17 protein-coding genes are annotated in these 24876 nt (G+C 69.7%); 11 read left to right on the forward strand and 6 right to left on the reverse strand.

What is annotated here, in order from left to right; translation table 11 throughout:
- Positions 1–1239 precede the first annotated feature (1239 nt).
- From AB0K14_RS40395 to AB0K14_RS40410, 4 genes are all read left to right on the forward strand, one after another.
- On the forward strand, positions 1240–3060 hold the full coding sequence (locus AB0K14_RS40395) for an alpha-galactosidase (protein WP_360465649.1): 1821 nt from the start codon (positions 1240–1242) through the stop codon (positions 3058–3060).
- 245 nt (positions 3061–3305) lie between these two features.
- Entirely contained in the window at positions 3306–4805 is a 1500-nt protein-coding gene (locus tag AB0K14_RS40400; protein WP_360465652.1) for a non-reducing end alpha-L-arabinofuranosidase family hydrolase, read from the forward strand.
- Between the two features lie 133 nt (positions 4806–4938).
- The gene (locus AB0K14_RS40405; RefSeq protein WP_360465655.1) at positions 4939–6708 is read left to right on the forward strand and encodes a family 43 glycosylhydrolase; all 1770 of its coding nucleotides are present in this window, start codon (positions 4939–4941) and stop codon (positions 6706–6708) included.
- A gap of 145 nt (positions 6709–6853) precedes the next feature.
- Positions 6854–8914, forward strand: a complete 2061-nt coding sequence (locus AB0K14_RS40410) for a family 43 glycosylhydrolase (protein ID WP_360465658.1) — start codon at positions 6854–6856, stop codon at positions 8912–8914.
- Positions 8915–9199: 285 nt separating this feature from the next.
- On the opposite strand, the gene AB0K14_RS40415 is transcribed toward AB0K14_RS40410, so the two are convergent.
- On the reverse strand, positions 9200–9676 hold the full coding sequence (locus AB0K14_RS40415) for a hypothetical protein (RefSeq protein ID WP_360465661.1): 477 nt from the start codon (positions 9674–9676) through the stop codon (positions 9200–9202).
- Positions 9677–9878: 202 nt separating this feature from the next.
- Here AB0K14_RS40415 and AB0K14_RS40420 point away from each other — a divergent pair, with 202 nt between their 5' ends.
- Positions 9879–10277, forward strand: coding sequence for a hypothetical protein (locus AB0K14_RS40420; RefSeq protein ID WP_360465664.1), 399 nt, complete (start codon positions 9879–9881; stop codon positions 10275–10277).
- A 150-nt stretch (positions 10278–10427) separates the two neighbouring features.
- On the opposite strand, the gene AB0K14_RS40425 is transcribed toward AB0K14_RS40420, so the two are convergent.
- Positions 10428–16910: a DNRLRE domain-containing protein gene (locus AB0K14_RS40425; RefSeq protein ID WP_360465667.1), complete on the reverse strand. Its 6483-nt coding sequence runs from the start codon at positions 16908–16910 to the stop codon at positions 10428–10430.
- A gap of 279 nt (positions 16911–17189) precedes the next feature.
- On the opposite strand from AB0K14_RS40425, the gene AB0K14_RS40430 reads away from it, so the two are divergent.
- From AB0K14_RS40430 to AB0K14_RS40440, 3 genes are read left to right on the forward strand one after another with little or no spacing between them, the layout of a single operon-like run.
- On the forward strand, positions 17190–17624 hold the full coding sequence (locus AB0K14_RS40430) for a helix-turn-helix domain-containing protein (protein WP_360465670.1): 435 nt from the start codon (positions 17190–17192) through the stop codon (positions 17622–17624).
- Positions 17621–18106 (forward strand): hypothetical protein, encoded by a 486-nt coding sequence (locus AB0K14_RS40435; RefSeq protein WP_360465673.1) that lies wholly within the window; start codon positions 17621–17623, stop codon positions 18104–18106. Before AB0K14_RS40430 ends, AB0K14_RS40435 begins: the two co-directional genes overlap by 4 nt.
- Complete coding sequence (locus AB0K14_RS40440) at positions 18099–19238, forward strand: MAB_1171c family putative transporter (RefSeq protein WP_360465676.1); 1140 nt, start codon at positions 18099–18101, stop codon at positions 19236–19238. Before AB0K14_RS40435 ends, AB0K14_RS40440 begins: the two co-directional genes overlap by 8 nt.
- A 345-nt stretch (positions 19239–19583) precedes the next feature.
- Here the strand turns inward: AB0K14_RS40440 and AB0K14_RS40445 are convergent, their stop codons facing one another.
- Complete coding sequence (locus AB0K14_RS40445) at positions 19584–20123, reverse strand: pyridoxamine 5'-phosphate oxidase family protein (protein ID WP_360465679.1); 540 nt, start codon at positions 20121–20123, stop codon at positions 19584–19586.
- Between the two features lie 343 nt (positions 20124–20466).
- Between AB0K14_RS40445 and AB0K14_RS40450 the strand changes: the two genes are divergently transcribed.
- Positions 20467–20709 carry a hypothetical protein gene (locus tag AB0K14_RS40450; RefSeq protein ID WP_360465682.1) on the forward strand — a complete coding sequence of 81 codons (243 nt, stop codon included), beginning with the start codon at positions 20467–20469 and terminating at the stop codon, positions 20707–20709.
- 64 nt (positions 20710–20773) lie between these two features.
- Positions 20774–21388, forward strand: coding sequence for a hypothetical protein (locus tag AB0K14_RS40455; RefSeq protein WP_360465684.1), 615 nt, complete (start codon positions 20774–20776; stop codon positions 21386–21388).
- A 3-nt stretch (positions 21389–21391) separates the two neighbouring features.
- Here AB0K14_RS40455 and AB0K14_RS40460 read toward each other — a convergent pair whose 3' ends face one another.
- From AB0K14_RS40460 to AB0K14_RS40470, 3 genes are all read right to left on the reverse strand, one after another.
- A complete protein-coding gene (locus tag AB0K14_RS40460; protein WP_360465687.1) occupies positions 21392–22585 on the reverse strand; it encodes a hypothetical protein in 1194 nt (397 codons plus the stop codon).
- Positions 22575–23666: an XRE family transcriptional regulator gene (locus tag AB0K14_RS40465; protein WP_360465690.1), complete on the reverse strand. Its 1092-nt coding sequence runs from the start codon at positions 23664–23666 to the stop codon at positions 22575–22577. Before AB0K14_RS40465 ends, AB0K14_RS40460 begins: the two co-directional genes overlap by 11 nt.
- Positions 23667–23765: 99 nt before the next feature.
- On the reverse strand, positions 23766–24134 hold the full coding sequence (locus AB0K14_RS40470) for a hypothetical protein (protein ID WP_360465692.1): 369 nt from the start codon (positions 24132–24134) through the stop codon (positions 23766–23768).
- Positions 24135–24229: 95 nt separating this feature from the next.
- On the opposite strand from AB0K14_RS40470, the gene AB0K14_RS40475 reads away from it, so the two are divergent.
- Positions 24230–24784, forward strand: a complete 555-nt coding sequence (locus AB0K14_RS40475; RefSeq protein ID WP_360465695.1) for a hypothetical protein — start codon at positions 24230–24232, stop codon at positions 24782–24784.
- Positions 24785–24876: the final 92 nt, after the last annotated feature.

Consider the following 24876-nt stretch of genomic DNA (forward strand, 5'->3'; position numbering starts at 1 on the left):
GCTCGGCCTGCGGATGACGTTGGTAGATCGGGACGAACTCGGCACCGAAACCCAGACCGACCACGGCTACGCGAACGGGCCGACCGGCCATCGCCTACGCTCCTCTCCTACGGCTTTGGTCCGACCGCTGTAGCGGCCGAGCACACCGGCGAGCGATCCACCGCGGAATCCGGACACCCGACCGACGAACCCGCCACCCCGCGCGTCGAACCACGACCCCAGGACTCCGAGAACTCGACCAGGTAGGCAGAATCAATCAGGTTCCATTGCAATTGACTTCGTACAGCTCAAGTCTGCTAAACGACGCCTTGGACTGGCTGAACCGGTTCGAGGACGCGGGACGGGACCATCACGGGTGCACCCAGCCATGCCGCCGGCGGGCAGGCGACCAGTCGGCGCGATCCACGCCATCGCGCGGAACTGCTCACTGCCATCTCCGCTCCTCGGAATCCGATCAACGGGTCGAGCGCGAGTCGACACACCGCATCCGCCCTGGTCGGCGACGTGCGTCCACCAGGTAGGCCTTGCGCGGCACCGACTTCGCAGTCGGCTTCACCCTGAACACTCCGGGACGGCATCCACGTGGCGGCGGGGCTACCGGGCACGACACCGGCGCTCGAAGTACGCCTGGCCGTGCCGAGCAGAAGTGTGGCAGTCCCGTGTTTCCGTTCACAAGAAGTCTTCTCGGAACTTCTGCGAATTCCACTGGATGGAGTAGCTTTCTCCGGGCGCGTTCCCGAAATGCAGCGACGCTGCGCGGAACAGGCCGCCGCCGCGCCGACCCGAACCAGCCGAATGCTAATGTTCGCGCCAATATATTTAGCGCCCACCGCCCTTGCCCGTTCGTCGCGATTCGACGAGAATCCGCAGTCGCTCAAATGATCACGTCAGTGGCCATCGCTCGTTGCCCCTCCAGTCGCGCGCCCGCGGACACCGCACCGGCCGCCCGACTCGTCACCAGAGCGCCGAGCCCAAGCGGAGCGGGGGAGGAGCGACCAAGACGCTCTACGCCCAGGACGACGAGCTGCCCGCCAGGCTCTCGACGCTTCCCGCGACGTACTTCACCAGCGGCGCGTAGTGCGGCACGAGGCGGTCCCGCAGACCCTGAAGCCGCTGCGCACGCCGCTGAAATGTTAACGTTCACTTTCCCTTCTTGACAGTGATCACGCATGCCCAGCACACTCTGGCGCGCCGTCTCGTGTTACCGATCACATCGCTCGACGACGAGTGGAGACAAGTGTGCGTGGAGTCCGAACGACAGCGCGGCGGGCGGGCCTGGTGCTCGCCGCCGCGACTCTGATGGCGACCACCCTGACGACCGGGTCCGAGCAGTCCGCCGTGGCCTGGGACAACGGGGTCGCCACGACGCCGCCGCTGGGCTGGAACAGCTACGACTCGTTCAACTGGAACGTCACCGAGGCGCAGGTCAAGGCCAACGCCGACTACATGCGCGACAACCTCAAGCAGCACGGCTGGCAGTACATCGTCATCGACTGGGCCTGGTACTACCCGGGCCGGCACACGGGGAGTCCGAACCAGGACGCCAACTTCCAACCCCGCCTGCGCACCGACGCCAACGGCCTGCTGCTGCCCGACACCACCCGGTTCCCGTCCGCCTCGGGCACCAACGGGTTCAAGCCGCTGGCCGACTACATCCACGCGGCCGGTCTGAAGTTCGGCGTGCACCTGATGCGGGGCATCCCGCGCCAGGTGGTCGCGGACAACCTGCCGGTGGCGGGCACGAATTGCCGGGCCGGCGAGATCGAGAACAACACGACCGCGGCCTGGTTGAACCTCAACTGGGGCCTGGACATGGCCAACCCCTGCGCCCAGGCCTACCTGGACGCCCAGTTCAAACAGCTCGCCGCGTGGGGCGTGGACTACGTCAAGGTCGACGACATCGCCGCGCCCACCTACCGGCAGGCCGAGATCGAGGGCTACAAGCTCGCGATCCAGCGCAGCGGCCGACCCATGGTGCTCAGCCTCTCCCCGGGCCCGACGTCGACCGACAACGGCACGCACGTCGCCAACAACGCCAACATGTGGCGGATCGTGAACGACCTGTGGGACAACTGGGGATCGGTCGACGCCCTGTTCGAGCGGCTGCACGCGTGGACGCCGCACCGCAGGCCCGGCGCATGGCCCGACCCGGACATGATCCCGATCGGGCGGCTGTCCCAGGCGGGACCGGTCGGTGAGCCGCGGTACTCCAACCTGACGCCGGACGAGCAGTACACGCTGATGACCCTGTGGTCGATCACCAAGTCGCCGCTGATGTGGGGCGGTGACCTGACCCAGAACCGGGCGTCCGAGCTGGCGCTCATGACGAACTCCGCCGTGCTGGCCGTGGACCAGCACAGCACCAACAACCGGCGGCTCTACGGCGGCACGCAAGAGGTGTGGACGGCGGACGTGCCCGGCTCGGCGGACAGGTACGTGGCGCTGTTCAACCGTGGCGGTTCCACCGCGAACGTGTCCGTCACGCTCTCCGACCTCGGCATCGGGTCCGCCACCGTGACCGACCTGTGGTCGGGCGCCGGCCTGGGGACTGCGAGCGGCACGCTCACGCGGTCGTTGCCCGCACACGGCTCCGGCCTGTACCGGCTGGCGCCGCAGAGCACCGTTCCGGTGACCGCCGAGCAGACGCTGACCGCGCGGCACAGCGGCAAGCTCGCCGACGTGTACGACCAGTCGACCGCGGACGGCGGCGACGTCGTGCAGTGGGCTCCGAACGGTCAGGCCAACCAGCGCTGGCGGTTCCGCGACCTCGGTGACGGCACGTCCACCATCGTGAGCGTCCACAGTGGACTTTGCTTGGACGTGTACGGCGGCGTTGGTGCCACCGCTGACGGCGTGCGCGTGGCGCAGTGGTCGTGCAACGGTCAGGCCAACCAGCGCTGGCGCGTGCAGGACGCGGGCAGCGGCTACGTGCGGCTGGTGGCCCAGCACAGCGGCAAGTGCCTGGACGTGTTCGAGGCGTCGACCACCGACGGCGCACGCCTGGTCCAGTGGACCTGCGGCACCGGCGCCAACCAGCAGTGGCAGCGCCGCAACGCCTAGAAACCCCGCGAGCTGCCCTTTCGTGACCCGATCACGGCAAGCAGTTCGATCGCAGGGAATGTTCAGTTGTACCGCCGGGTCGGCTGACCTATCGCTTATACCTCCATATTCACGCCTAGATCGCCGTCCCGGAAATTGTTAGCGCTAACACTCCGTTTGGCCGTTGGCCGTGCGCGGGTGTCGTCGGCGTCCGCGCCGATCGGGCCCCGGTTCAGGTCGACGGTCCCCATGAGAGGAAAGATGCTATGTCGGTTGGGTTTGCGCGCACCGCGAGGTGGCGTCGTCGGTTGCGGTCGGGGTTGGCCGCCGCGGCGGCGGTGGCGTTCGCGGGCGGGTTGCTCTCGGTGGTCACGACGTCGGCGTCGGCCGCCACGGTGGACACCGCTGCCTGGTACGTACTGGTGAACCGCAACAGCGGCAAGGCCCTCGACGTCTACAACTTCTCCACCGCCGACGGCGGCAACGTCGTCCAGTGGGCCCGCACCAACGCCGACAACCAGCAGTTCCAGTTCGTGGACTCCGGCAGCGGCTACTACCGGATCAAGTCGCGGTTCTCGGGCAAGGTGCTGGACGTGTCGAGCTGGTCGACGGCCGACGGTGCCGCCATCCACCAGTGGACCGAGCACGGTGGAACCAACCAGCAGTTCCGGTTGGCCGACTCCGACAGCGGCTACGTCCGGTTGATCAACCGCAACAGCGGCAAGGCGGTCGAGGTCCAGAACGCGGCGACCAACGACGGCGGCAACGTCGTGCAGTACAGCGACTGGGGCGGCACCAACCAGCAGTGGCAACTCGCCCGGGTCGACGGGGGCGGCGGCGCGTGCACGCTGCCGTCGACGTACCGCTGGTCGTCGACCGGCCCGTTGGCAACCCCGAGCGCGGGGTGGGTCTCGCTCAAGGACTTCACCGCCGTGAAGCACAACGGCCAGAACCTCGTCTATGCCACGACGCACAATGGCCTCACCGGTGAGCAGGGGCGCTGGGAATCGACCGCCCTCAGCCCCTTCACGAACTGGTCCGACATGGCGTCGGCCACCCAGAACAGGATGTCCTTCGGTGCCATCGCGCCGACGCTGCTCTACTTCGCCCCGAAGAACATCTGGGTGCTCGCCTACCAGTGGGGGGGTTGGCCGGACCCCTTCTCCTACCGCACCTCGAGCGACCCCACCAACCCCAACGGCTGGGGCCCGCAGCAGACGCTGTTCACGGGCACCCTCCCCGCCCCTGCGGCCCCCATCGACCAGACCCTCATCGCCGATGACAAGAACATGTACCTGTTCTTCGCCGACGACCGCGGCGGCATCTACCGCGCCAGCATGCCCATCGGCAACTTCCCGAGCAGCTTCGGTTCGTCGTACACGAAGATCATGAGCGACACGCCGGAGAACCTGTTCGAGGCGGTCGAGGTCTACAAGGTCAAGGACCAGAACCAGTACCTCATGATCGTCGAGGCGCAGGACTGGCGCGGCCGCTTCTTCCGCTCGTTCACGGCCACCAGCCTGGACGGCACGTGGACACCGCAGGCCGACACCCAGGGCAACCCCTTCGCCGGCAGGGCCAACAGCGGCGCGACCTGGACCAACGACATCAGCCACGGCGATGTGGTCCGCGCCAACCCCGACCAGACCAAGACCATCGACCCTTGCAACCTGCAGTTCCTGTACCAGGGGCGCGACCCCAGCACCGACGGCATGGAGTACGGCCTCCTGCCGTACCGGCCGGGCGTGCTGACCCTGCAGCGCTAGAGGTCCGGCTTCTGGCGGTTCCCCGCCGACGCCACCCCTTCGTATCCCAACCGAATAAGGGACTCAAGCGGTGACATTCACACTTCAGAGGTCGTCGAAACGCGTCCTCGCCTTGACGTTGAGCCTTCTCTTCATGACGGCATTTCTTCCGGCCGTGGCCCGGGCAGACAACCCGATCGTGCAGCACGTCTACACGGCCGACCCTTCCCCACTGGTGCACAACGGGCGGGTCTACCTCTACACCGGGCACGACGAGGACGGCTCCACCTCCTTCGTGATGAAGGACTGGCGGGTGTGGTCCTCCGCCGACATGGTCAACTGGACCGATCACGGCTCACCGCTCAGCCTGGACACCTTCAGCTGGGCGGGCGCCAACGCGTGGGCGGGCCAGGCCGTCGAACGGGGCGGCAAGTTCTACTGGTACGTGCCGGTGTCGGTCCGGGCGACCGGCCAGTTCGCCATCGGCGTGGCGGTGTCGGACAGCCCCACCGGCCCCTTCCGCGACGCCATCGGCCGGCCACTGGTGGAGAACAGTGAGATCGACCCGACGGTCTTCATCGACGATGACGGTCAGGCTTACCTGTACTGGGGCAACCCCAACCTGTGGTACGTGCGCCTCAACGCCGACATGACCTCGTTCTCGGGCAGCCCCACCCAGATCCCGCTCACCACCGCCGGGTTCGGCGAGCGGACCGGCGACCCGAACCGGCCGACGCTGTACGAGGAAGGGCCGTGGGTCTACAAGCGCAACGGCCTGTACTACATCGTCTTCGCCGCCAAGTGCTGCGGGGAGTTCATCGGCTACTCCACCGCACCGAGCCCGACCGGGCCGTGGACCTACCGCGGCACGATCATGCCAACGCAGGGCTCCAGCTTCACCAACCACGCCGGGATCGTCGACTTCAAGGGCGGTTCGTACTTCTTCTACCACAACGGCGCCTTGCCCGGCGGCGGCGGTTTCACCCGCTCGGTGGCGGTGGAGAAGTTCAGCTACAACGCCGACGGCACGATCCCGACCATGGACATGACCACTTCCGGCGCGCCCCAGGCGGACACGCTCAACCCGTACGTCCGCCAGGAGGCCGAGACCATCGCGTGGGGGAGCGGCATCGAAACCGAGCCCTCCAGCGAGGGCGGGATGAACGTCAGCTGGGTTGAGAACGGCGATTACATCAAGGTCAAGGGCGTGGCGTTCGGCGCCGGTGCCGGCTCGTTCACCACCAGGGTGGCCTCGGACACCAGCGGCGGCCGAGTCGAGCTGCACCTGGACAGTCCTACTGGGCCGACGGTCGGGACGTGCACTGTGTCGGGCACCGGAGGCTGGCAGACCTGGAGCACGGTCTCGTGCCCTGTCACCGGCGCGACCGGGACCCGCGATCTGTACCTGCGCTTCGTCGGGGGCAGCGGGTACCTGTTCAACGTGAACTGGTGGCAGTTCAGCACCGGCCAGTCCAGCTTCTCGTCGACCGCCGTCGCCCAGCACAGCGGGTACTGCCTGGACGACCCCGACCGGAGCACCGCCGACGGCACCCAGTACCGGCAGTACACCTGCGGCGCCGGTGAGGAACAGCGGTTCGACTTCCGCCCTGTGCAAGGGGTCGCGGACACCTACTCCCTGGTGAACCGCTCCAGCGGCAAGTGCCTCGACGTCCGCGGCGTCTCCACCGCCGACGGCGCGGCGGTCCACCAGTGGACCTGCCACGGCGGCACGAACCAGCAGTTCGCGCTGCGGCAGGTCTCCGCCGCCGACTACCAGCTCGTCGCGGTGCACAGCGGCAAGTGCGTGGACGTCAGCGGGATCTCCACCGCCGTCGGAGCACTGGTCCACCAGTGGACCTGTGACTCCGCCAGTGCCCTGGCCACCAAGAAGAACCAGGTCTGGCGCCTGACCGGCAAGAGCTGAACCGACACGGGGTCGGGCCCGGGCCGGCAACCCGGCGCCCGACCCCGTCCAGGCCTTCGCCGACCGAGCCGCACGGGACCGGCGTCGGCGCACCCGCAGGTCGGCGACCGCCCGGTCCGGTCCCTCCCCACGAAAGGACAACACCATGTCCTGGCCTGAATTTCCCATGAGCCGCAGGCGGGTGCTCATCGGCGGGGCCGGCGTGCTCGCCGGGGTCGCCGCCGGTACCGCTCTCGACCCGTCCACCCCGGCCGGAGCCCAGGAGTCGACTTACGCGAACCCCGTCATCTGGCAGGACTTCGCCGACCTGGAGATCATCCGCGTCGGTGCGGACTTCTACATGACCGCGTCCACGATGCACTACTCGCCCGGAGCCCCGGTCCTGCATTCCCGCGACCTCGTGAAATGGGAGTTCATCGGGCACTCCGTGCCGAGGCTCGACTTCAGCGACTGGTACGACCTCAACGGCGGCCACCGCTACATCGTCGGCATCTGGGCCTCCTCGCTCACCCACCGCGCCGGTGAGAACCGCTTCTACTGGCTCGGGCAGATCGACTTCCACCGCTCGTTCATGTACACCGCCACCAACCCCGCCGGACCCTGGACCCGCCACGCCGAGTTCCCCCGCTCCTACTACGACGCGGGCATGCTCGTCGACACCGACGACACCATGTACGTCGCCTACGGCAACACCGAGCTCTACGTCGCGCAGCTCTCGGCCGACGGCAAGACCGAGGTCCGCAACGAGCACGTCTTCTCCAGTCCGCCGGAGATCGGCGGCATGGAGGGCGCCCGGTTCTACAAGATCAACGGCAGCTACTACATGTTCCTCACCAAGCCCCCGAACGGCCAGTACATCCTCAAGTCCTCGTCGCCGTGGGGCCCTTACGAAGTCCGGGAGGTGCTGCTCGACATGCCGGGCCCGATCCCCGGCGGCGGCATCCCGCACCAGGGCGGGCTCGTCTCCACTCCGAACGGCGACTGGTACTACATGGGCTTCGTGGACGCCTACCCCGGCGGCCGCGTGCCCGCCCTGGCCCCGATCACCTGGACCTCGGACGGCTGGCCGAAGGTCACCACCGTCAACGGCACCTGGGGGAGCAGCTATCCGTTCCCGAACCTCCCCCCGCACCCCGTGCCGTCCCTGATCGGGACGGACCAGTTCACCGCCGCGACCCTGGCCGCGAAGTGGGAGTGGAACCACAACCCCGACGACACGAAGTGGACCACCGGGAACGGCCTCAGGCTCCAGACCGCGACCGTCACGAACGACCTCTACCGGGCCCGCAACACCCTCACCCACCGCATCCAAGGTCCTTCTTCCACGGCCACCGTCGAACTCGACCCGTCCCGGATGGCCAACGGCGACCGGGCCGGTCTGGCGATCCTCCGCGACTCCTCGGCCTGGATCGGACTGCGCCGCGACAACGGCGTCACCCGGATCTCCATGACCGACGGCCACACCATGGACTCGGGCTTCAACACCGTCGGTACCGGCACCGAACGCGCGAGTGCGGCACTGTCCGCCACGGTCGACACCACCGCCTGGTACGTGCTGCTGAACCGCAACAGTGGCAAGGCCCTGGACGTCAGCGGCGTGTCCACCGCCGACGCAGCCCCGCTGCACCAGTGGACCCGCACGAACGCCACCAACCAGCAGTTCCAGTTCGTGGACGCCGGCGGCGGCTACTACCGGCTGCGCGCGCGGCACTCCGGCAAGGTGCTCGACGTGTCCAGCTGGTCGACCGCCGACGGTGCCGCCATCCACCAGTGGACCGACCACGGCGGCGTCAACCAACAGTTCCGGCTGGTCCACTCCGACGGCGGCCACGTGCGCCTGGTCAACCGCAACAGCGGCAAGGCGGTCGAGGTCCAGAACGCGGCGACCAACGACGGCGCCGGCGTCGTGCAGTACGGCGACTGGGGCGGCACCAACCAACAGTGGCAACTCGCCCGGGTCGACGGCGGGACCGGCGGCACCCGAGTCTGGCTGCGCGTCACCGCCGACATCCGACCCGGCCCCGGACGCCAGGCGACCTTCTCCTACAGCACCAACGGCACGACCTTCACACCGCTCGGACCCGCGTTCACGCTCGGCGACCGCCCGAACTTCTTCATGGGCCACCGGTTCGCCATCTTCAACCACGCCACGACCGCCCTCGGCGGAGCCGTCACCGTCAACCGGTTCTCCCTCACCACACCCTGAACGACCCGACCGCCGCAGCACAGAGCCGGAACGCCCAACGAAGGCGACAGCACCCGCCGACACGACCGACCCGATGAACGGACACCGGGAGCATCGACGAGCTCCCGGTGTCCGCGTCCGAGCTCGACGGGAGCGACACCTGGGCACCGGGGGCCCGGCACGCGGTGCTACGCGCTCGACTACGGGTCGAGGTCGCCGTCAGCTGTGAACGGATGTCACCGAGGCGCTGCAACACGAGGTCCGGATGTGGGTGGTGGCGGCCACCCACATCCGGTCCGGGGGCGGTCAGACAGCGGCGGTGCAGGCGGGTGCTACGGCTGGGGCGGCCATCGCCGTGGTCGTCACGGGCGGGCCGGCGTTTGCCGGGCGGGTGCCGGAGCAGTAGTGGGACGACACCTCGCCGCCGGCGGAGTCGCCGAACGCGAACACCAGGTACGACTCGCCGACGTAGAGCGAGAGCCCGCACATGGACCCGGCGTAGTGGGTCGTCACGGTCACGGTCGCCGGCACGTCGCCCTTGTACTCCTGGTCGACCTGCACGGTGTACGCGCGCAGGTCGTCCCAGACGTAGTTGGGCTTGCCGCGCTCCAGGACGGTGGACGCGGACACGTAGCCGCTGAACACGTGGTCGGCCCGTGCGTAGCGCTGTGGTTCGGTGTCATAGGGCAGACAACTGCACGCACTGGCGGTACCGGTGAGCACGGCGGCGGACAAGACGGCCGCCAGCACCACGGCACCGGTGGCGTGAGCGAGAAAACGCAAGCGCACCAATGAAAGCTCCCCTGGTCGGGTGAACGATGGCGGTGCTCTTCCAGCGTATCGGCCGACGCTCCGGCAAGCATTCACCCAGTTGCCACTTCGCCGAGTCGGGTGCCGCACATCGGCGCCACAACCCTGTGCCGCTCGAAAGTCGTCGTCGCCGGTAGAGCGAGTGTCAGCGTGTTGAGGGCATGCCCGGGTGATTGTGTCCCTGCTGTTCGAGGCGACCCGGAGGTTGTTGTCCGTGCCGGCGGTGGTGCTGCGCGGCGAGACGACGAAGGACGCCGAACCGCACGTGCTTCGGCACGAGAACGCCGTACTCCGCCGGCAACTCGCAGGTCGGGTCCGCTACGAGCCCGCCGATCGGTTCTGGTTCGCCTTCCTCACCGGCAACGCCACCATCGCCACCACCGCAGCCCCATCGACACCGACACCGAAGGGCTCCCAGCATGACCGACGCCGCACCGCCGAGGCGCTACGCCAGGATCACCGGCACCCGGCGGAAGCAGATGGCCGCCGGCCTGAGGTTCCCTGTCGAGTCCTTCTGTTCAAGCGGCGAGAGGTCGAACTCGTAGGTATGTTCAGATGTGCTTGGTTCGGGTAAATCGACCGACTGAGTCACTTGTCGAGTCCAGCCAGCGATGCCACGACACTTCTCGCGCATCCTCGGTGGCCACCACCCGCCACGTACGGGTCGGGTGGTGGCCACCGAGGATGAGCTGTGGTCACGGGGTCAGACGGCGGAGCTCGACGATCAGCCTGTGACGCAGCGTCTGGCAGCCCGGCCGATGCGTCTGAAGAAGTTCTTGCGGTGGCCTTCCCGATATCCTTGTTTCGCCTGCTTCACGCAGGCGGCGATGTCCTGAGCGTTTCCGATAAGACCGCCCACTGCGCCGGCCACCAGCCATTTGGCCGCGCTCCGGAGCTTGCGACCGACCCATTTGAGCCCCCGCCAGATCGCGCCGCGGATCCGCTGCGCGAGGCGTGCGCAGCCTTGCCTGAATCGCCAGCAGACGCGGATCACCGCGTAGATGGCTCCCACCAGCAATGCCACTCCCCAGACGCGCCCGTCGAGGTCGGTCATGCCGATCGGGTTGGTCGGGTAGGCGTACCTGTTCGCGCCACCGCCCACCACCGGGTCGGTGGAGGTGAACAGACCGGTGACGGGGTTGTACAACCGCACGCCCATGAGGACGAGCCCCGCACCGGACACGGCGCGCTGCTCGGCGCCGAGCCAGCCGTACTCGGCCTCGCCGGTGCCGGCCGTGTTCCCACCGGATGGTGCGCCGTACTCGTCGAACGCATTCCACCCGGTGATCGAGGTCGCGGCCGCACCAGCGGCTGGCAGGTCGACCGTCGTCACCACGTCGCCATGGAGGTCGGCGACGGTCAGTTCGGCCACGGCGGCGTTGTCGACGGTCAGGGCGAGGTTGCCGCCGATGAGCTCGGCGTAGCGACGGGTGGCACCGTTGCCGGTCACCCAAGTGGGATTGTCCGAGGCGTCGGTGTAGTGGTGGACGGTCTGGGTCGACCCCGTCGAGCCGGTCACGGTCTCGACGGCCCGGCGGTCGTTGGCGTCGAGGGTGAACGCGGTCGTGGTGCCGCCCTGGGTGATCGACTTGGCCAAGTCGTTGTCGTGGTAGGCCAGGGTGATGTCGCCGCCCTGAGGGGCAACGGCATCCGAGGCGGGCAGGGTGAGGGTGCGGCCGAGTGGGTCGTAGGTGTAGGCGCCCTGTCCGCCGGCTCCGGTGACGGGGCGGTCGGCGGTGTCGAAGGCGCGGTTGGTGGTGGTGCCGCCTGTGGTGGTGCAGGTGCCGTCGGCGGCGGCGGGGGTGGTGGTCTTGGTCAGGCGGTTGTGGTTGCCGTCGAAGCCGTAGGAGCGGGTGACGCAGGCCGGGGTTTCCGCCGGGTCGGTGATGTCGACGCCGGTGGTGGCGGCGGTGCGGTCGCGGACCTGGGTGAGCCTGCCGGCGGGGTCGTAGGTGTAGGCGCGGTCGTAGGGGACGGCGTCGCCGGGGTCGCTGCCGGCGGGGCCGGTGAAGGCGCTGCCCTGCGGGGTCCACTCCCGGACCACGCGGCCGGTGACGTCGTTGTCCTGGGACCAGGCCAGCCAGCCGCCGTCGGGGTCGACGGTGGTGGTGCCGTCCTCGTCCACGGTGGTGATCCGGCCGGTGTAGCGCAGGCCGACCGGTTCACCGGCGTTGTCGAGGTCGGTGTGCCGGGTGATGCCGCCGGGCAGCTTCTGGGTGATCAGGCCGCCGTCGGCGTCGTAGGCGCCGGTGGAGGTCCAGGTGGAGCCGGCGGTGGTGACCTCGACCTTGGTGGCCAGGCCGCGGTGCTCGGTGCGACCGGCGGCGTCGGTGCCGTCGTAGGTGTAGCGGGTGGAGCCGTTGGCGTCGGTCACGGTCGCCACGGAACCCGCGGCGTCGTAGACGGTGGTGGTGGGCGTCTCGCCGGAGGGTTGGTAGCTGGTCTGGCGGCCCCACGAGTCGTACCCGGTGGTCACCGTGCCGGCGGTCGAGCCGTCGGCGTTCTTCGCCGTCAGCTTGGTGGCCGCGCCGGTCAACGGGTCGTACTCGGTCTCCTTGCGGGTGTTCGGCGTCGACCCCGCCAGGCCGGTGACGGCCGTCGAGGTGGACGCCGTGCGGCCGTCGGGCAGGTAGGTGGTACTGGTCGTCCTGGTCACGGCGCCGGAGGTCTCCACCACCGCGGTCGGCGCGAGCAGGTAGCTGAAGCCGGTCGTGGTGGTCGTGGGCAGGGTCGGCCCCGAGCTGGGCGCCGCGGCCGGGTGGGTCTTGCAGACCAGGCCCGCCCACTGCGGTTTCCCGCCGCACTCCGCGTGCGTGGTGTTGGCCGCCGCCGTGTAGTGCACGGTCCTGGTGGTGCCCGCGTCCGCGCCGGTGGAGGTCGGCTGTCGGGTCTCGACGGTACGGCCCTCGGCGTCGTAGCGGGTGAGCTGGACGATGTCGCCGGCGGTCGGCGTGCCGTCGAGGTCGACGTCGGTGGTCACCCGGCCCGGCAGGCCCATCGCCCACCCGTCCGCGTCGCCCGCCACCGGCGGCGCGTAGTCGGTCAGGGTGCGGGAGACGACCTCGACGTCCTGGCCGGTCCCAGGGTCGTGGGCGAACATCGTCGCCGCGGTCGCCAGGCGGTACGGCAAGGTCGTCGCGGGGTTGATCCCGCCGTGGGGTGCGCCCCGGTCGAACTCGGTGCGGGTGTGGGTGCGCAGCCAGTGCGATGAGCCGTCGCGCAGGGCGGCCGTCCGCGTCGGCCCGTAGGTGTCGGTGACCAGGGTGCCCGCCGGGGTCACCACGGTCGAGCCGTTGACGACGTCGGCGTTGTAGACGGTCAACGTGGCCAGTTGGTCGGCGGCGGCGCCGGAGGGCATCGCGCCGTCGAGGACCAGCCGCAGCGCGCGCTCGTCCAGTTCGCGCACCACGTTGCCCTGGGCGTTGTAGTCGGTGGCCGTGAGCTGCCACGCGCCCGCGCCGTGCTTGGCGGTGTTGACCGTGTAGCCCTGGGCGTCGGTGTACTGCAGGTCGGCGTGCTCCCAGTCGCCGGCCGCGATCCCGGACGGCGACGTGGAGCCCACCGGGTGGTCCGGGCCGAAGACGGCGAAGCCCTTCACCGGCGCGACGGCCTGGTTCCAGCGCTCGACCGAGCCGGCCGACAGGTCGGGCAGGCCGGCGCCGGTGGTGGGCACGTCGTAGACGAACGACGCCAGGGTCGCGACGCCACCGGTCGGGTCGCCCGCCGGCCGGTCGCGCTTGACGGTCGCCAGCTTGACGTTCGGGGCGGCGGTGTAGGAGAGCTGGAACGGGGCCAGGCCCGCGGGTTTCACCGAGGTGAGGCGGTTGCCGGAGTCGTAGCCGTAGGTGGTGGTGAGGTTGTCGCGGGGATCGGTGGCCGTCGCCAGGCGTCCGGCCGTGTCGTAGGTGTAGGCCGCGACCTTGATCGCGTCCATGCCGGGACCGCCGGTCTTGTCGGGGTTGAAGATGTCCAGCCACGCGGCGACCAGTCGCCCGTTGGCCGACCCCGAGGTGCCGTACTCCAGCCGCAGCGACCGGCAACCCACCGCGTTGGTGTGGACGCCCTGGGCGTCGGTGCAGACGACACCCGGCGCGGCGGGTGCCACGATGCGGGCGACGCGGCCACTCGCGGGGTCGTAGGTGTAGGTGGTCTTCCCCGCGACGCCCGCCTCGGTGATGCCCGCCGGCCGGAACTTCCCGCCCGCGCCCGCCGTCGGGGCTCCGGCGGTGGTCGTGGTGAAGGTGGTGGTCGTGCCGTCGTCCTCCGTGTAGGCGATGGTGGTGGCCGCACCGGTTCCCGTCACGGTCAGCTTGCCCCCGCCGAGCGAGGTCTCCTCGTCGGCGGCGGGCCACGTCCCGGTCTGGAGGGACGCGGTGGTGCGCCGCATCGTGTTCGGGGACTCGAACACCAGGGCGGTCCCGTCACCTTCCAGCAGCACGATGGTGCCGTCGGCGCGGGTGTTGTCGACCACCTGCGCACCGGCCACGCCGGCGTCGGCGCCGTCGAACTGCGCGGTCCATCCGGGACCGAAGACGCCGTTGACCGCGTCGGTGGCGCCGGCGAACGTCGAGTGCGACCGGGACAGCGACAGGTCACCGGTGTAGCCGGGCACCGAGATGTCGGTGCTCTCGGTGTGGAATTCGCCGGTCCACAGGGCGACCTGGCCGGGGCCGGCTTCCGAGACCGGGAAACCGTTGCCGAAGGCGTGCGGCAGGCGCTGCACGGTGGCGCCGGGGCTCTGGGACCAGGTGCACTGCTCGGTGCTGGTGCCGTACTTGAAGCAGACCTGGACGTCGAGCTTGACCGGGATCCGGTCGTTGAGCGTGGTGGGCTGGATGCCGGCGGTGTCGGGGTCGGCGTCCAGGTTCGCGTCGATCTTGGCGAGGTTCGTGTCCCAGAGGGCGTTGACGTTGACGCCGCCGGCGCCGTTGTCGGTCACCGGCAGGTCGGTCGCGTCGTTCCAGCCGATCAGGTCGTCGTTCCCGCCGTAACCGGAGACGCGCCACTTCACCTTCGCGGTCACCGACGAGGCGGTTCCCCTCGGCGGGCCGGAGGCCGTGACGCGGATGTTGTCGGTGGTGGTGGTCCGGGGCGTCGAGGTCGGCGAGGTCAGCGTCGTGCCGCCCCAACCGAACTTGTGGGTCCGGCTCGGCGAGAGCTTGCCGGCCGGGGTCTCGGCCTGGACGACGATGGTGTGCAGACCCGCCTTGTCCTTCGGGAAGGTCACGGTGTGCTTCGCGACCGCCGGGTCGCCCGACGGGGTGATCTTGATCTGGCCTTCCGCGCCACCGGTGAAGTTCGCCGCCGGGCGCTTGCCGTCCACGATGAGCCGCAGGTAGCCCGGCGCGTTGTACCCGGTGCCGGTCGCGGTGATCGTGCACGTGACGTCCGTGGTGGGCGGGGCGTCCTGCCAGGTGTCGCTCACGTTGAACGGCGCCGGGCACGACACGACGGGTTGTGCCGGGGTCGCCGCACCCGTGCGCAGCCGCTGGTTGTAGTTGACCCAGGGGCCGTCGAGCCGGCCGTCGTTCGCCTTCGCCCGGACGTAGAGCAGGGTGTTGTCCGGCAGGTCCGTCGCCGGACGGCAACCGGCCGTCGTGCCGGACGCGTAGACCGATGAGGTGCAGGTGCCCTTCAGGCTGAAGGTCGGGCCCGTGCCCGTGTAGAACTCGAAGACGTACTTCACCGTGTTGCCGTCCGGATCCGTCGCCTTCGTCCGAACCCAGGGGCGCAGACTAGGGGAGTACAGCCACGAACTCGTCTCACCCGGCGCCGCGTACGCGACGGCCTCGCTCGGCTCCACGGTCGCCGGCGCACCGGGCGGCCGGTTGTAGGTGTAGGAGATGAAGGGGTCGGCGGAGCTCTCGCTGGAGTGGAACCTCTTCCAGGAGTTGGAATCGGCCTCGTTGCCCGCCATCAGCACCATGCCGCCGACGGTGTAGGGCGCGCTCGACCACGCCTGCACCAGCGGGGTGATCGGCACGGACATCCGTCCCGCCGGGCAGCCGCTGTCGTGCCCCTTGGCCACGTTCGTCGACCCGTACTGCGAGCCGAACGTCGGCTGCGCGGTCCAGCGCGTGGCCGTGGTCGCCAGCTGGTGGGTGCTGCGGACGATCATCGTCGACGGGGTGCACGAGTAGGACCACGTCTCGAACATCGACAGGTGCGCGCTCACGATCTGCTTGCCCTTGAACGGGGCGACGGAGAAGTTCAGGAACGACCGCGCCTTCACCGCGCCACCGTTGTACGTGCCCAGCTTCAGCTCCGACGACGCGGACTGGTCGGTCGTGTGGTCCGACTGGACCCAGGTGTCGAAGCTGGAGTACGCCGTGCCGACCGCGTAGGTCGGGTCGACCGTGATCGGGTAGGTCCGCTTCGGGTCGTTGAACCACACCGGGTCGGGAGCGACCACGAGGTTGGTGGACCCGTCGGCGGCGGTCTCGACGGAGATGCCCACCGCGGCGCGGTTGACGCTCTCGCCACTGCGCTCGTCGACCTCGGCGTCCCACATCAGCGGCACCGGGATGCTGGAGTGCACCTCGCCCTTGGCGTCGAGGAAGTCGATCGTGCCGTCGGGCTGCTGCCTCGCGGTCAGCCCCTTGACGCGCAGCGGGATCCGCCACACCGGCGCGGCGGCCGGGCGGGTCTTGACCACGAAGTCGTACTCGAAGCCGGACCGGCGGGTGTGCAGCACCAGGTCGACGCCGGGTTCCACGTCCGGGTAGGTGGCCTTGGTCCCGTCCAGCTTCGGTTCCGGCAACGTCCAGGGCGCCAACCACTCGACCTGACGCGCCTGGTCGGCCGCCGCCGTGACGAAGGACGTCCCGGCCTTGGCGTTCTTCCTGCCCAGCTTCAGGCCCAACGGGTGGCCGGTCGGCGCCACGCTGCCGTCCCGGTCCTTGCGCCACTTCAGGTCCATCGTGCGCCAGTCGCCGCCGTGGTCCTTGAAGCGGATCGGCGCGCCGTGGGCCTCCGTGGTCAACGTCCCGTCCGGGTTCGACCACGTGGACGACGTCTCGGTCCGCATCGACTCCACCTCGACGCGCGAGCCCTGCGCCCGCGCGCTGACCCCCGCCGACACGACGTCCGGCCGCGACTCCACCGGAGCCGTCGCCGCGGGCGTCGGCGCCGGTGGGGCCGCGGCCGCGGGAGGAGTGAGCGTCTCCGCGGTGCTCACGGCGAGCACCAGGGCCAACGCCGTTGCCAACAACCTCGTCCTGCGTGATGGCCCGTTCGCTGAGCGCGCTGACGGTACGACCACAGTTCCCCCCGGGTGTGCGAAGCGATGTGCGCTGGAGTTCCACCCACCCCGACTGCGGTCCCCCGACCACACCCGACCGCGGGCACCCCTCCAGCTCGCGGTCGAATTCACGTCAGTTGATGAGGCTCGGGCAACCGTAAGCTCAGCTCAAGAAGCCTGTCAACGCGGGCAAATGGATGAACCGCTCCTCCTTCACCCCAGTTGTCGGGGCGGTAGGCTGTCGCCATGTCGGACCACGTCGGTTCCCTCGCGGCCAAGGTGGACCACCTGTTCCGGTCCGTCCGCCCGCGCGACGGCGGCGAGTACTCGTTCGAAGAGGTCGCCGCGGCGATCCGCGCCAAGCAGGGCCCCACGATCTCCGCGACCTACCTGTGGCAGCTGCGCAAGGGCGTCCGCGACAACCCCACCAAGCGCCACCTGGAAGCGCTGGCCGGGTTCTTCGGCGTGCCACCCGCGTACTTCTTCGACGACGCGGAGACCGAGCGCATCGACGCCGAACTGGCGCTGCTCACCGCGCTGCGCGACGCGCCGGTGCGGCAGATCGCGCTGCGCGCCAACGGGCTGTCCGCCAAGAGCCTGGAAGCCATAGCCGAGATGGTCGACCGGGTCCGCGAGCTGGAAGGACTACCGCACCCGAACCCCCCGGGCAGCGAGGCGTGAACCGGTTCGGGTTGCGCAGGCGCCACGCCGCCCTCCTGCGCGACCTGCCCACGCCCGTGCCGTTCGACGTGCGCGAGCTGTGCCGGCAGGTCGCCGCCCGCCGGGGCAGGCCGATGCGGCTGGTTCCCCTGAGCGGCCTGGGGGACGTCTGCGGCCTGTGGATCGCCACCGACACCACCGACCTGATCTTCCACGAGAGCGGCACGACGCCACCGCACCAGGAGCACATCATCCTGCACGAGTTGGCCCACGTGCTGTGCGACCACTACCCGGTGTCGCTGTCCGCGGCCGAACGGGCCCGGGTGCTGTTCCCCAGCCTGGACCCGGACGTCGTGCGGCGGGTCCTCGGGCGGGCCGGCTACTCGTCGGAGGAGGAGCGGGAGGCGGAACTGCTCGCCTCGCTCATCCGCCAGCGCGACGCGCCGGGCTCGTCGCTCACCGGCTGGCTGCGCAGTGCCCTGGGCGGCGGGCGTTATGGGTGAGGTGCTGCGCCACTGGGCGCCCGCCGTGCTGGCGTGGGCGTTGGTGCTCACCCGTGACAGCGGCGAGGGCGCGCGCCGCTGCGTGCGGTGGGTGCTGCTGGGCCTCGCGTGCTCGTTGACCACGCAGGTGCCCGTCGTGTACGCGGCACTGGGGCAGCTGTTCGGGGAGTCCCACGCGGCGCGGTTGGTCAGCCACGCGGGAATGCTGTTCACCGCCTGGGCGGCGCAGGAGTTCATGGCCCGCGTGAACGGCCTGCCGCGTGGTTCGCGGTGGCACGCCAGGTGGATAGCAGCGGCGTTCGCGCTGATGTGCGTGTTCTTCGCCGCGCTCCCCGACCTGCTGCCGCAGTCGCCGTGGGTCATGGAGTACAGCCTGACCTACGCCGCCGGGCAGGTGCCCGCCTTCGTCGCGGTGATCCGGCTGGGCCTGCGCTACGCCCGGCGGGCGCAGGACCGGGTCCTGCGGGTCAGCCTGCGGCTCGTCGTCGCCGGCACCGCGTTGGGGCTGCTGTACCTGCTCGACAAGTCCGTGCTGGCGGTGGCGCCCCGGCTCGGCTTCGAGTTCCCGTTCGGTCGCACCACCCTGCCGAGCAAGGTCCTCCCCACCACGGCCTACGTGCTGGTCCTCGTCGGCGCCGCGCTGCCCGCCGCGCGGGACTGGCTGGACCGCTACCGCCTGCACCTCGGGCTGGGCCCGCTGTGGCGGGCGCTCTACCGCGCCGACCCGGCCATCGCGCTGGACCCGCCGACCGTGCCGGACGTCCTGGTGCTGCGCCACCTGCGGCTCCGCCTGTACCGCCGGGTGATCGAGATCCGCGACGGGCTGCTGGCCCTCCAGCCCTACAGAACCCCCGACGTCACCACATCCGCCCACGCCCGCGCCACCGCGGCCGGCCTCACCGGCCGCGCCCTCGAAGCCGCCGTCGAGGCCGAGGCCGTGGCGGCGGCCCTGCGAGCCCGTGCCGCCGGCGCCCCGCCCACCTCCGGCCCCGTCCCGGTCAACGGCGGCACGGACCTCGTCGAGGACACCCTCTTCCTCGGCCAGGTCTCCGCCGCCTACCGCGCCACCACGGGGGACCGACCTGCTCCTCGCCCCCTTCCCGACCTCGGTGCCGCCGACCACATCCGGTGACACGAGTCCGTCGGGCACCGAATCCCGGTGCGGCGAGGTGATGCACACGGCTACCGGGCCGCTGCGCGGATACGTCGCCGAAGTGCTGTTCACGCGCGTCGCAGACCCGGACGGCGACGCCCACCGCGCGCATCCACGACACGCCCGGACCGCGGTGGTTCGCCCCGGCCCGGCCCGATCCGCCGGGTGCACGGTGACGCGGCGACGTCCACCGGCGGCTTGCGCGCGCTGCTGCCGCCATCGCCGCACCCGCCGGCGATGGCGAGCGGGGTGCAGACCGTCGAGCAGGGGCGCTCTCGACTGGCTCCGGAGTGACGGCCTGAGGTGGACCCTCGCGAGCTCTCTTCAGACTGACAGTGGTTGGTCGAGCAGCCCGGCGGGGTCGGTGCTGTAGGCGACCATCCAGGTGGGGTCGATGCGATACCAGACGTTCTCGTCCCAGAACGGGTCGTTGCTGTCGCCGTCGTAGTGGTTGACGAGGTAGTCGCGGATTGCCGGCCAGGTCGGGTCGCTGCTCGTCCCCTCGGGGTTCAGCGGAACGGCGTGCCCGTGCGTGAAGATGCCGAGCTGCTCGCCTCGCATGAAGGTCGCGCTGATGCCGGGCCGCGCCGCGAGATGACGGGCTTTGGCGGCCTGGCGGTGGGTGCCGACGATCCAGCGGCCGTGCAGGAGGTGCCCGTCGGCGCCACTGATGCGTGGCTCACCGCGCCGGGTGACCGTGGCGATGGCCAGGGTGCACATGCCTTGGCAGACTCGGACGACCTGCTCGGCGTTCAAGGTGCTCTCACCTGGCCGGATGATCGACTTGAGGTGGCTGCTGGAGCCGGCCAAAGACGTGTCGAGCAGGACTTGCAGGCTGTGGAGCTCGTCGGGAGTCTCGAACATCCGGCCAGTCAATCAGCTCCCACCGACAGTGTCGGCTCAGTGCGCAGTCGCCGACCGGGCATGGTCGAGCCGGTAGGAGGTGGTGCCGGTCTCGAGGATATTGCCAGCGGAGGTGAGTCGGTCGACGATCGCGCGGTCGAGGTGACCGGCCCATCGCAACGGACCTCAACCGGGACGGGATTCCGTGCCCGTCTGCTCGGCGGCCGGACCAGAACCGACATCGGCTGGCCGATGGCTGGCAGGGCAGCACGGTCCGGGCATGTGGCTGCCTGTTACGTGATCCGCTTCGGCGGGCGAGCGCCGATCGGATCATGCGGTCCGCATGCCTGCGCACCCGGCGATCGTGAGCGTCGAGGAGGTCACGCAAACGCACCTGCTGCGCAAGTCGAAGTCCACCGGCGGGTTGAAGACGGCACGCAAGACCGAGCGCGCCGAGCGGCCCACGAAACGGCCCTGCCCAGGCGAACGGGTCGGCGGAGGCTTGCATATCGTTCCCGAACGGGTGTTCGATGCCGGTGGCTCGGGTGTGGTGCCGCAGTCGTGGCTGGAATGTGACACCCGAGGTGGGCAAGGGTCGGCGTGCTAGGGAAGGATCATGCCGTGCAGACCGTTCCCCGCGTCGCCTCGACCCTCCCGAGGAGGGTCGAACGATGACCTACCCAGCTCACACGGCGGGAGCGACGTCAGGCGGCGCGTTCACCCTGCCGGACAGGCATGCGAGTTCGACGAAGGTGCGGATCTTCGGCACCTCGGCGACGATCGTCCACCGCACCGATGACGCCGAACACGGTCGTCGACGCGCTGAGGGTCTTGGCCATCTCGACTCGATGGAGTTGCTCGACGTCCTCATGGAGTTGCCTTCCGGGGAGGCGGTGCCCCTATCTGTGGTTGGTCCGTCGAATCTTCGTGTGCTTGGGCGGGCGCCTAGCGGAGTGGTGAAGTTCACTCGCCGCTCGGTGACCAGGCTTGTCGTTCCTGTCGTGACCCCCCTGCTCGCCGTTGTGTACGCCTCGCACTGGCGTGACGGCCTGGTGCGCGCGTCCGAGTTCGCGGCCTACTGCCCACGGATGTTCGTCACCCGAGAGCTTCCCGAGAACGCTGACGAGATTCTCGCCGAGGCATCGTGGTACGGCGTCGGCGTCGCGGTTGGTCCGCGGTCCGAGCCCACCGTGGTGCTGGAGCCCGAACCTCTGTCCGGGTGGCGGCCGACCGTCGCGTGGTGGCGCTTCTGCGAGCGCGTCTACCGCCACACGCTCGACCGCTGACGCTCACGGCTGGTCGGTCGGCCAGAGTGGCAGCTCGGCCCAGACCTCCAAGGGCTTCTGCGGCTTGAGTGGCTTCGCCAACTTGAGCTGGGCGGGGAGGAGCTTGTGGTTGTCGAGCGCGTTGCGGCAGATATTCTGCCAGTACTGGGCGCGCTGGCGCAGCGTCGGCGCATCCAGCATGTCCGCCGCGTAGGCGGACCAGACGGCGACGGCGTGTGCTATGGCCTCGTTCTTGTCGGTCCGCCGGCGGAATCTCGTCAGCTTCTGCTCGGCGCAGACTTCACAGGGGCAGCGCGGGGCGAGGTGCTCCAAGGCACCGAATAGATCGGCGAGCTTGTTGCCTTTCCACCAGGACATGAGTTCGGGGATCAGGACGCTCGGTGAGGGGTCCTGTTTGAACGCCATGGGCTTCTGCGGCGGCTCGACGGTGTGCCGGACGGATCCGCCGGTGCCGATGGCACCCGCGAAGGCGCCGTGGGCAACCAGGTCGAACGCGTTGAAGTCCGTGCGCATCGGCATGAGCTCGATCGTCGCGGCGAGCATCCTGAGGTTCGGGATGATGCGTGCCGCGGCCTGCGCGAGCGGGTCGAACTGCTTGCCGAGCACGAGCGCGATCGGGCAGCCGATGTCGGCCAGGATCGCCGTCGTCTGGCGGATGAACTTCCGGTCGAGGAAGGAGATGTCCAGTGGTGCCACGAAGATCACGTCGTTGCGTCGAAGGAGCTTCACCTGCCGTGCCGCTGCCTTGAGCGAGTCGGTGTCGCCCGCGACGATGAACTTGGTGGGGGTGAGCGCAGCCGGCGCGCCCGCCATCAACTGCTGGTTGAGCATGTCCTCGAGGCTCGTCGGGAGCAACTGGTCCTCGGGGGACCAGAAAGGTGCGTCCGCGGTCGCGACGTACTTCTCGTACGCGGCGGGATCGACCAGGGCAAGGCCTTCGAAGCCGTCTTCGGCGAGTAATTTCATGCGGTCGTTCGTCTTGGCGCCGGCGATGACGAACCCGCCGCGTTCGAGGTTGACGTGTGGCCGCAGCGCGGGGACCTGGTCCGGGCGGGCGTAGATCAGCATGCGGTTGAGCAGGACGCCGACGCTGCCCGCTGGGCGCTTCGGCGAGGGGAGGCTGGCGAGCTGCGCGAGCGGGCTCGCCGGGCCGTCGTTCGATGGAGAGGCGCTGCCGTCCTGGAGATCAGTCATCATCTGCCCCCAACACATCGTCGCCGAGCATTGCCCGGAGGTTCTCGGCGGTCGTTCCCGCCTTCGCGGCCGCGGCGTCAACACCGCCGGTCGAGCGGACCGCGGCGGCCACGAGGGTCGGCACCACCGTCGGTGCCTCGTCCGGCAACGGCTCCGGTTCCCCGGTCTTCCAGCCGAGCGCGGACATCTGGGTGTTGAGCGTGCGGTACCGGGAGTCCGTGATGACAGCCAAGTCGGCCGCGCGGCGCAGCAGCGCGGCCGCGGATATGCGCCAGTGCGCCTTCAGCTGCAACAACCGGGCCGGCGTGATCGGCATGGCGCGGAGATCGCCTCGCACCTGGGATGCCGGTGCGAGCAGTTCGCCGGCGAACGCCTGCGCCAGGTCCTCCACGTCCACGTCCGGCGCGGGAGCGCACGCGATGTGGCCCAACTCGTGTGCAAGGGTGAACCTCTGACGCTCGGCGGGCGCGTCGGTGTTGACCACGAACACCGGCGCCTCCCCTGGGGGGTGCAGGCTGGTCGCGTCCACCTCGCGCCCGCCCAGCGACATCGGCACCACCAGCGCGCCCACCTGCTCGGCGACCGCGGTCACAGACTCGATCGGTCCGTCCGGGAGGTCGAGCGCGCGCCTCAGCGCACGTGCCGCGTCTTCGGGCCCGTCCATGCCCCCGACCCGCATCGGAACGAGCGTGAACTCCCGCAGGGGCACGGTGGAGTCGGCGGCGAGTCTCCGCAGGTAAAGGCGCAACAGGTTAATCCGAGCGTGCAGTCGCCGCAGCGTCGACGCCTTGGTCGACGCGCGGTTGCGGTGGTAGAGGCACCCTTCGCCGAGCGACCACAGCTTCGCGTCGCTGACCAGAAGGTCCGGGGTCGCGCCCAGGGCGCTCGCGAACAACTCGAGCCGCTCACCGGTGACCGTCAGCGAGCCCTTCTCCGCACGGGAGACGTAACCCTGGCTGATCTCCGGGTCGGCCTTCGCCAGCCGGGTCAGCTCCTCGGCCAGCCGCTTCTGCGTCCACCCGAGCGCCTCACGTGCGGCGACCAGCAGGTCAGGGTTGGCATCACCGGCTACGAAGCCGTTCATGCAGACAAAAATACGTCAAATAATTCCGACTGTCCACAGGATGTGGATAGAAAGCGCGCTGGGCTCCGAAGGTGACGTCGTTGGCCATATCGCGCAGGGTCACGCCGTTGGCCTGGGAATGAACGAGGCTGAGAGGCCGAGGATGATGGCGGTGAGCAGGACGCGTTGTAGTGCCTGTCCGGCTTGGGGTTCGGCGAGAGGCCGGTTGTAGAACGAGCACAGCACCACGACAAGCGGGTCGGACCCGTAGTCCATGCCCGGTGGGCGTTTGGAGGCCTGGAAGTCGCGCATCGCCCACTCGTCCCAGGGCGCGAGGCGCACGCCGCCGGACGCAGGTGGGATGCCGTCGCCAGCTCGCGGACCGGTCCAGCCGGTCAGTTCGGCCCGCACGTCCGGCTCGTCGCCTTGGATCTGCTGGGCCTTGGCCACGAGGCCCTGCAGCCGGGCGCGCTCGTCCCGGTCGGTCACGGCGTGCAGCCACGACCGCTCTCGCTCGGCCGCTCGTACCAGCGCGTGCCGCGGCCACCTACCCGCTGCCCGCCGCCCGGCGTGACCGCTGGGACATGCGCCGCTACGGTTTCCACGGCCTCTCGCACACCCGCGCGGCCCGGCGCGCGGTCCGGTTGGCGGGCGGTGGCTCCCGCGTGGTGACCTGCCGCCTCGGCGCGGGCTGCTCGCTGGCCGCCGTCCACGACGGCCGCTCGGTCGACACCACGATGGGCTTCACGCCGCTGGCAGGCCTGCCCATGGCCACGCGCAGTGGCGACCTCGACCCCGGCCCGATGCTGTGGCTGTCCGACCGCCTCGGCGTCGACGAGTTGGCTGACGGCCTGTCCCACCGCTCTGGTCTGGTTGGCCTGTCGGGACACGGTGACCTGCGCGACGTCCACGCCGCGATCGCCTCCGGACGTAGATCAACAACTGCTTTGACCCGTGTGAACAAGCCGTCACCGCGTGCCATGGGTGCGGTTGAATGCAGGCAGAAGCCGCCCAGTGCCGTTGGACGCGGCTGGCGGCTCCCAATCCGCTCCCGCAGCGGTGCCCCCACGACCTTCACGCCTTCGAGTGCCCAGTACTCGGCAACGGCCAACCAACGCGACTCTCACCAGTCCCTGTGAACCGCCCCGGCTTTGATGGGGACTCCATTGCGTGTGGAGGATGGAGTCATGGCAGGAACGTCACGGCACTCGGTCGAGGTGCGTCAGCGGGC

It is taken from the genome of Actinosynnema sp. NPDC050801 (assembly GCF_040673975.1).
Taxonomy (GTDB): domain Bacteria; phylum Actinomycetota; class Actinomycetes; order Mycobacteriales; family Pseudonocardiaceae; genus Actinosynnema.

Bases quoted from the DNA above. Each gene is read 5' to 3' on its own strand.
- AB0K14_RS40400 (WP_360465652.1), top strand. From the start codon at position 3,306: ATGTCGGTTGGGTTTGCGCGCACCGCGAGGTGGCGTCGTCGGTTGCGG.
- AB0K14_RS40405 (WP_360465655.1), top strand. From the start codon at position 4,939: ATGACGGCATTTCTTCCGGCCGTGGCCCGGGCAGACAACCCGATCGTG.
- AB0K14_RS40410 (WP_360465658.1), top strand. From the start codon at position 6,854: ATGTCCTGGCCTGAATTTCCCATGAGCCGCAGGCGGGTGCTCATCGGC.
- AB0K14_RS40430 (WP_360465670.1), top strand. From the start codon at position 17,190: ATGTCGGACCACGTCGGTTCCCTCGCGGCCAAGGTGGACCACCTGTTC.
- AB0K14_RS40440 (WP_360465676.1), top strand. From the start codon at position 18,099: ATGGGTGAGGTGCTGCGCCACTGGGCGCCCGCCGTGCTGGCGTGGGCG.
- AB0K14_RS40445 (WP_360465679.1), bottom strand. From the start codon at position 20,123: ATGTTCGAGACTCCCGACGAGCTCCACAGCCTGCAAGTCCTGCTCGAC.
- AB0K14_RS40455 (WP_360465684.1), top strand. From the start codon at position 20,774: ATGACCTACCCAGCTCACACGGCGGGAGCGACGTCAGGCGGCGCGTTC.
- AB0K14_RS40460 (WP_360465687.1), bottom strand. From the start codon at position 22,585: ATGATGACTGATCTCCAGGACGGCAGCGCCTCTCCATCGAACGACGGC.
- AB0K14_RS40465 (WP_360465690.1), bottom strand. From the start codon at position 23,666: ATGAACGGCTTCGTAGCCGGTGATGCCAACCCTGACCTGCTGGTCGCC.
- AB0K14_RS40475 (WP_360465695.1), top strand. From the start codon at position 24,230: ATGCGCCGCTACGGTTTCCACGGCCTCTCGCACACCCGCGCGGCCCGG.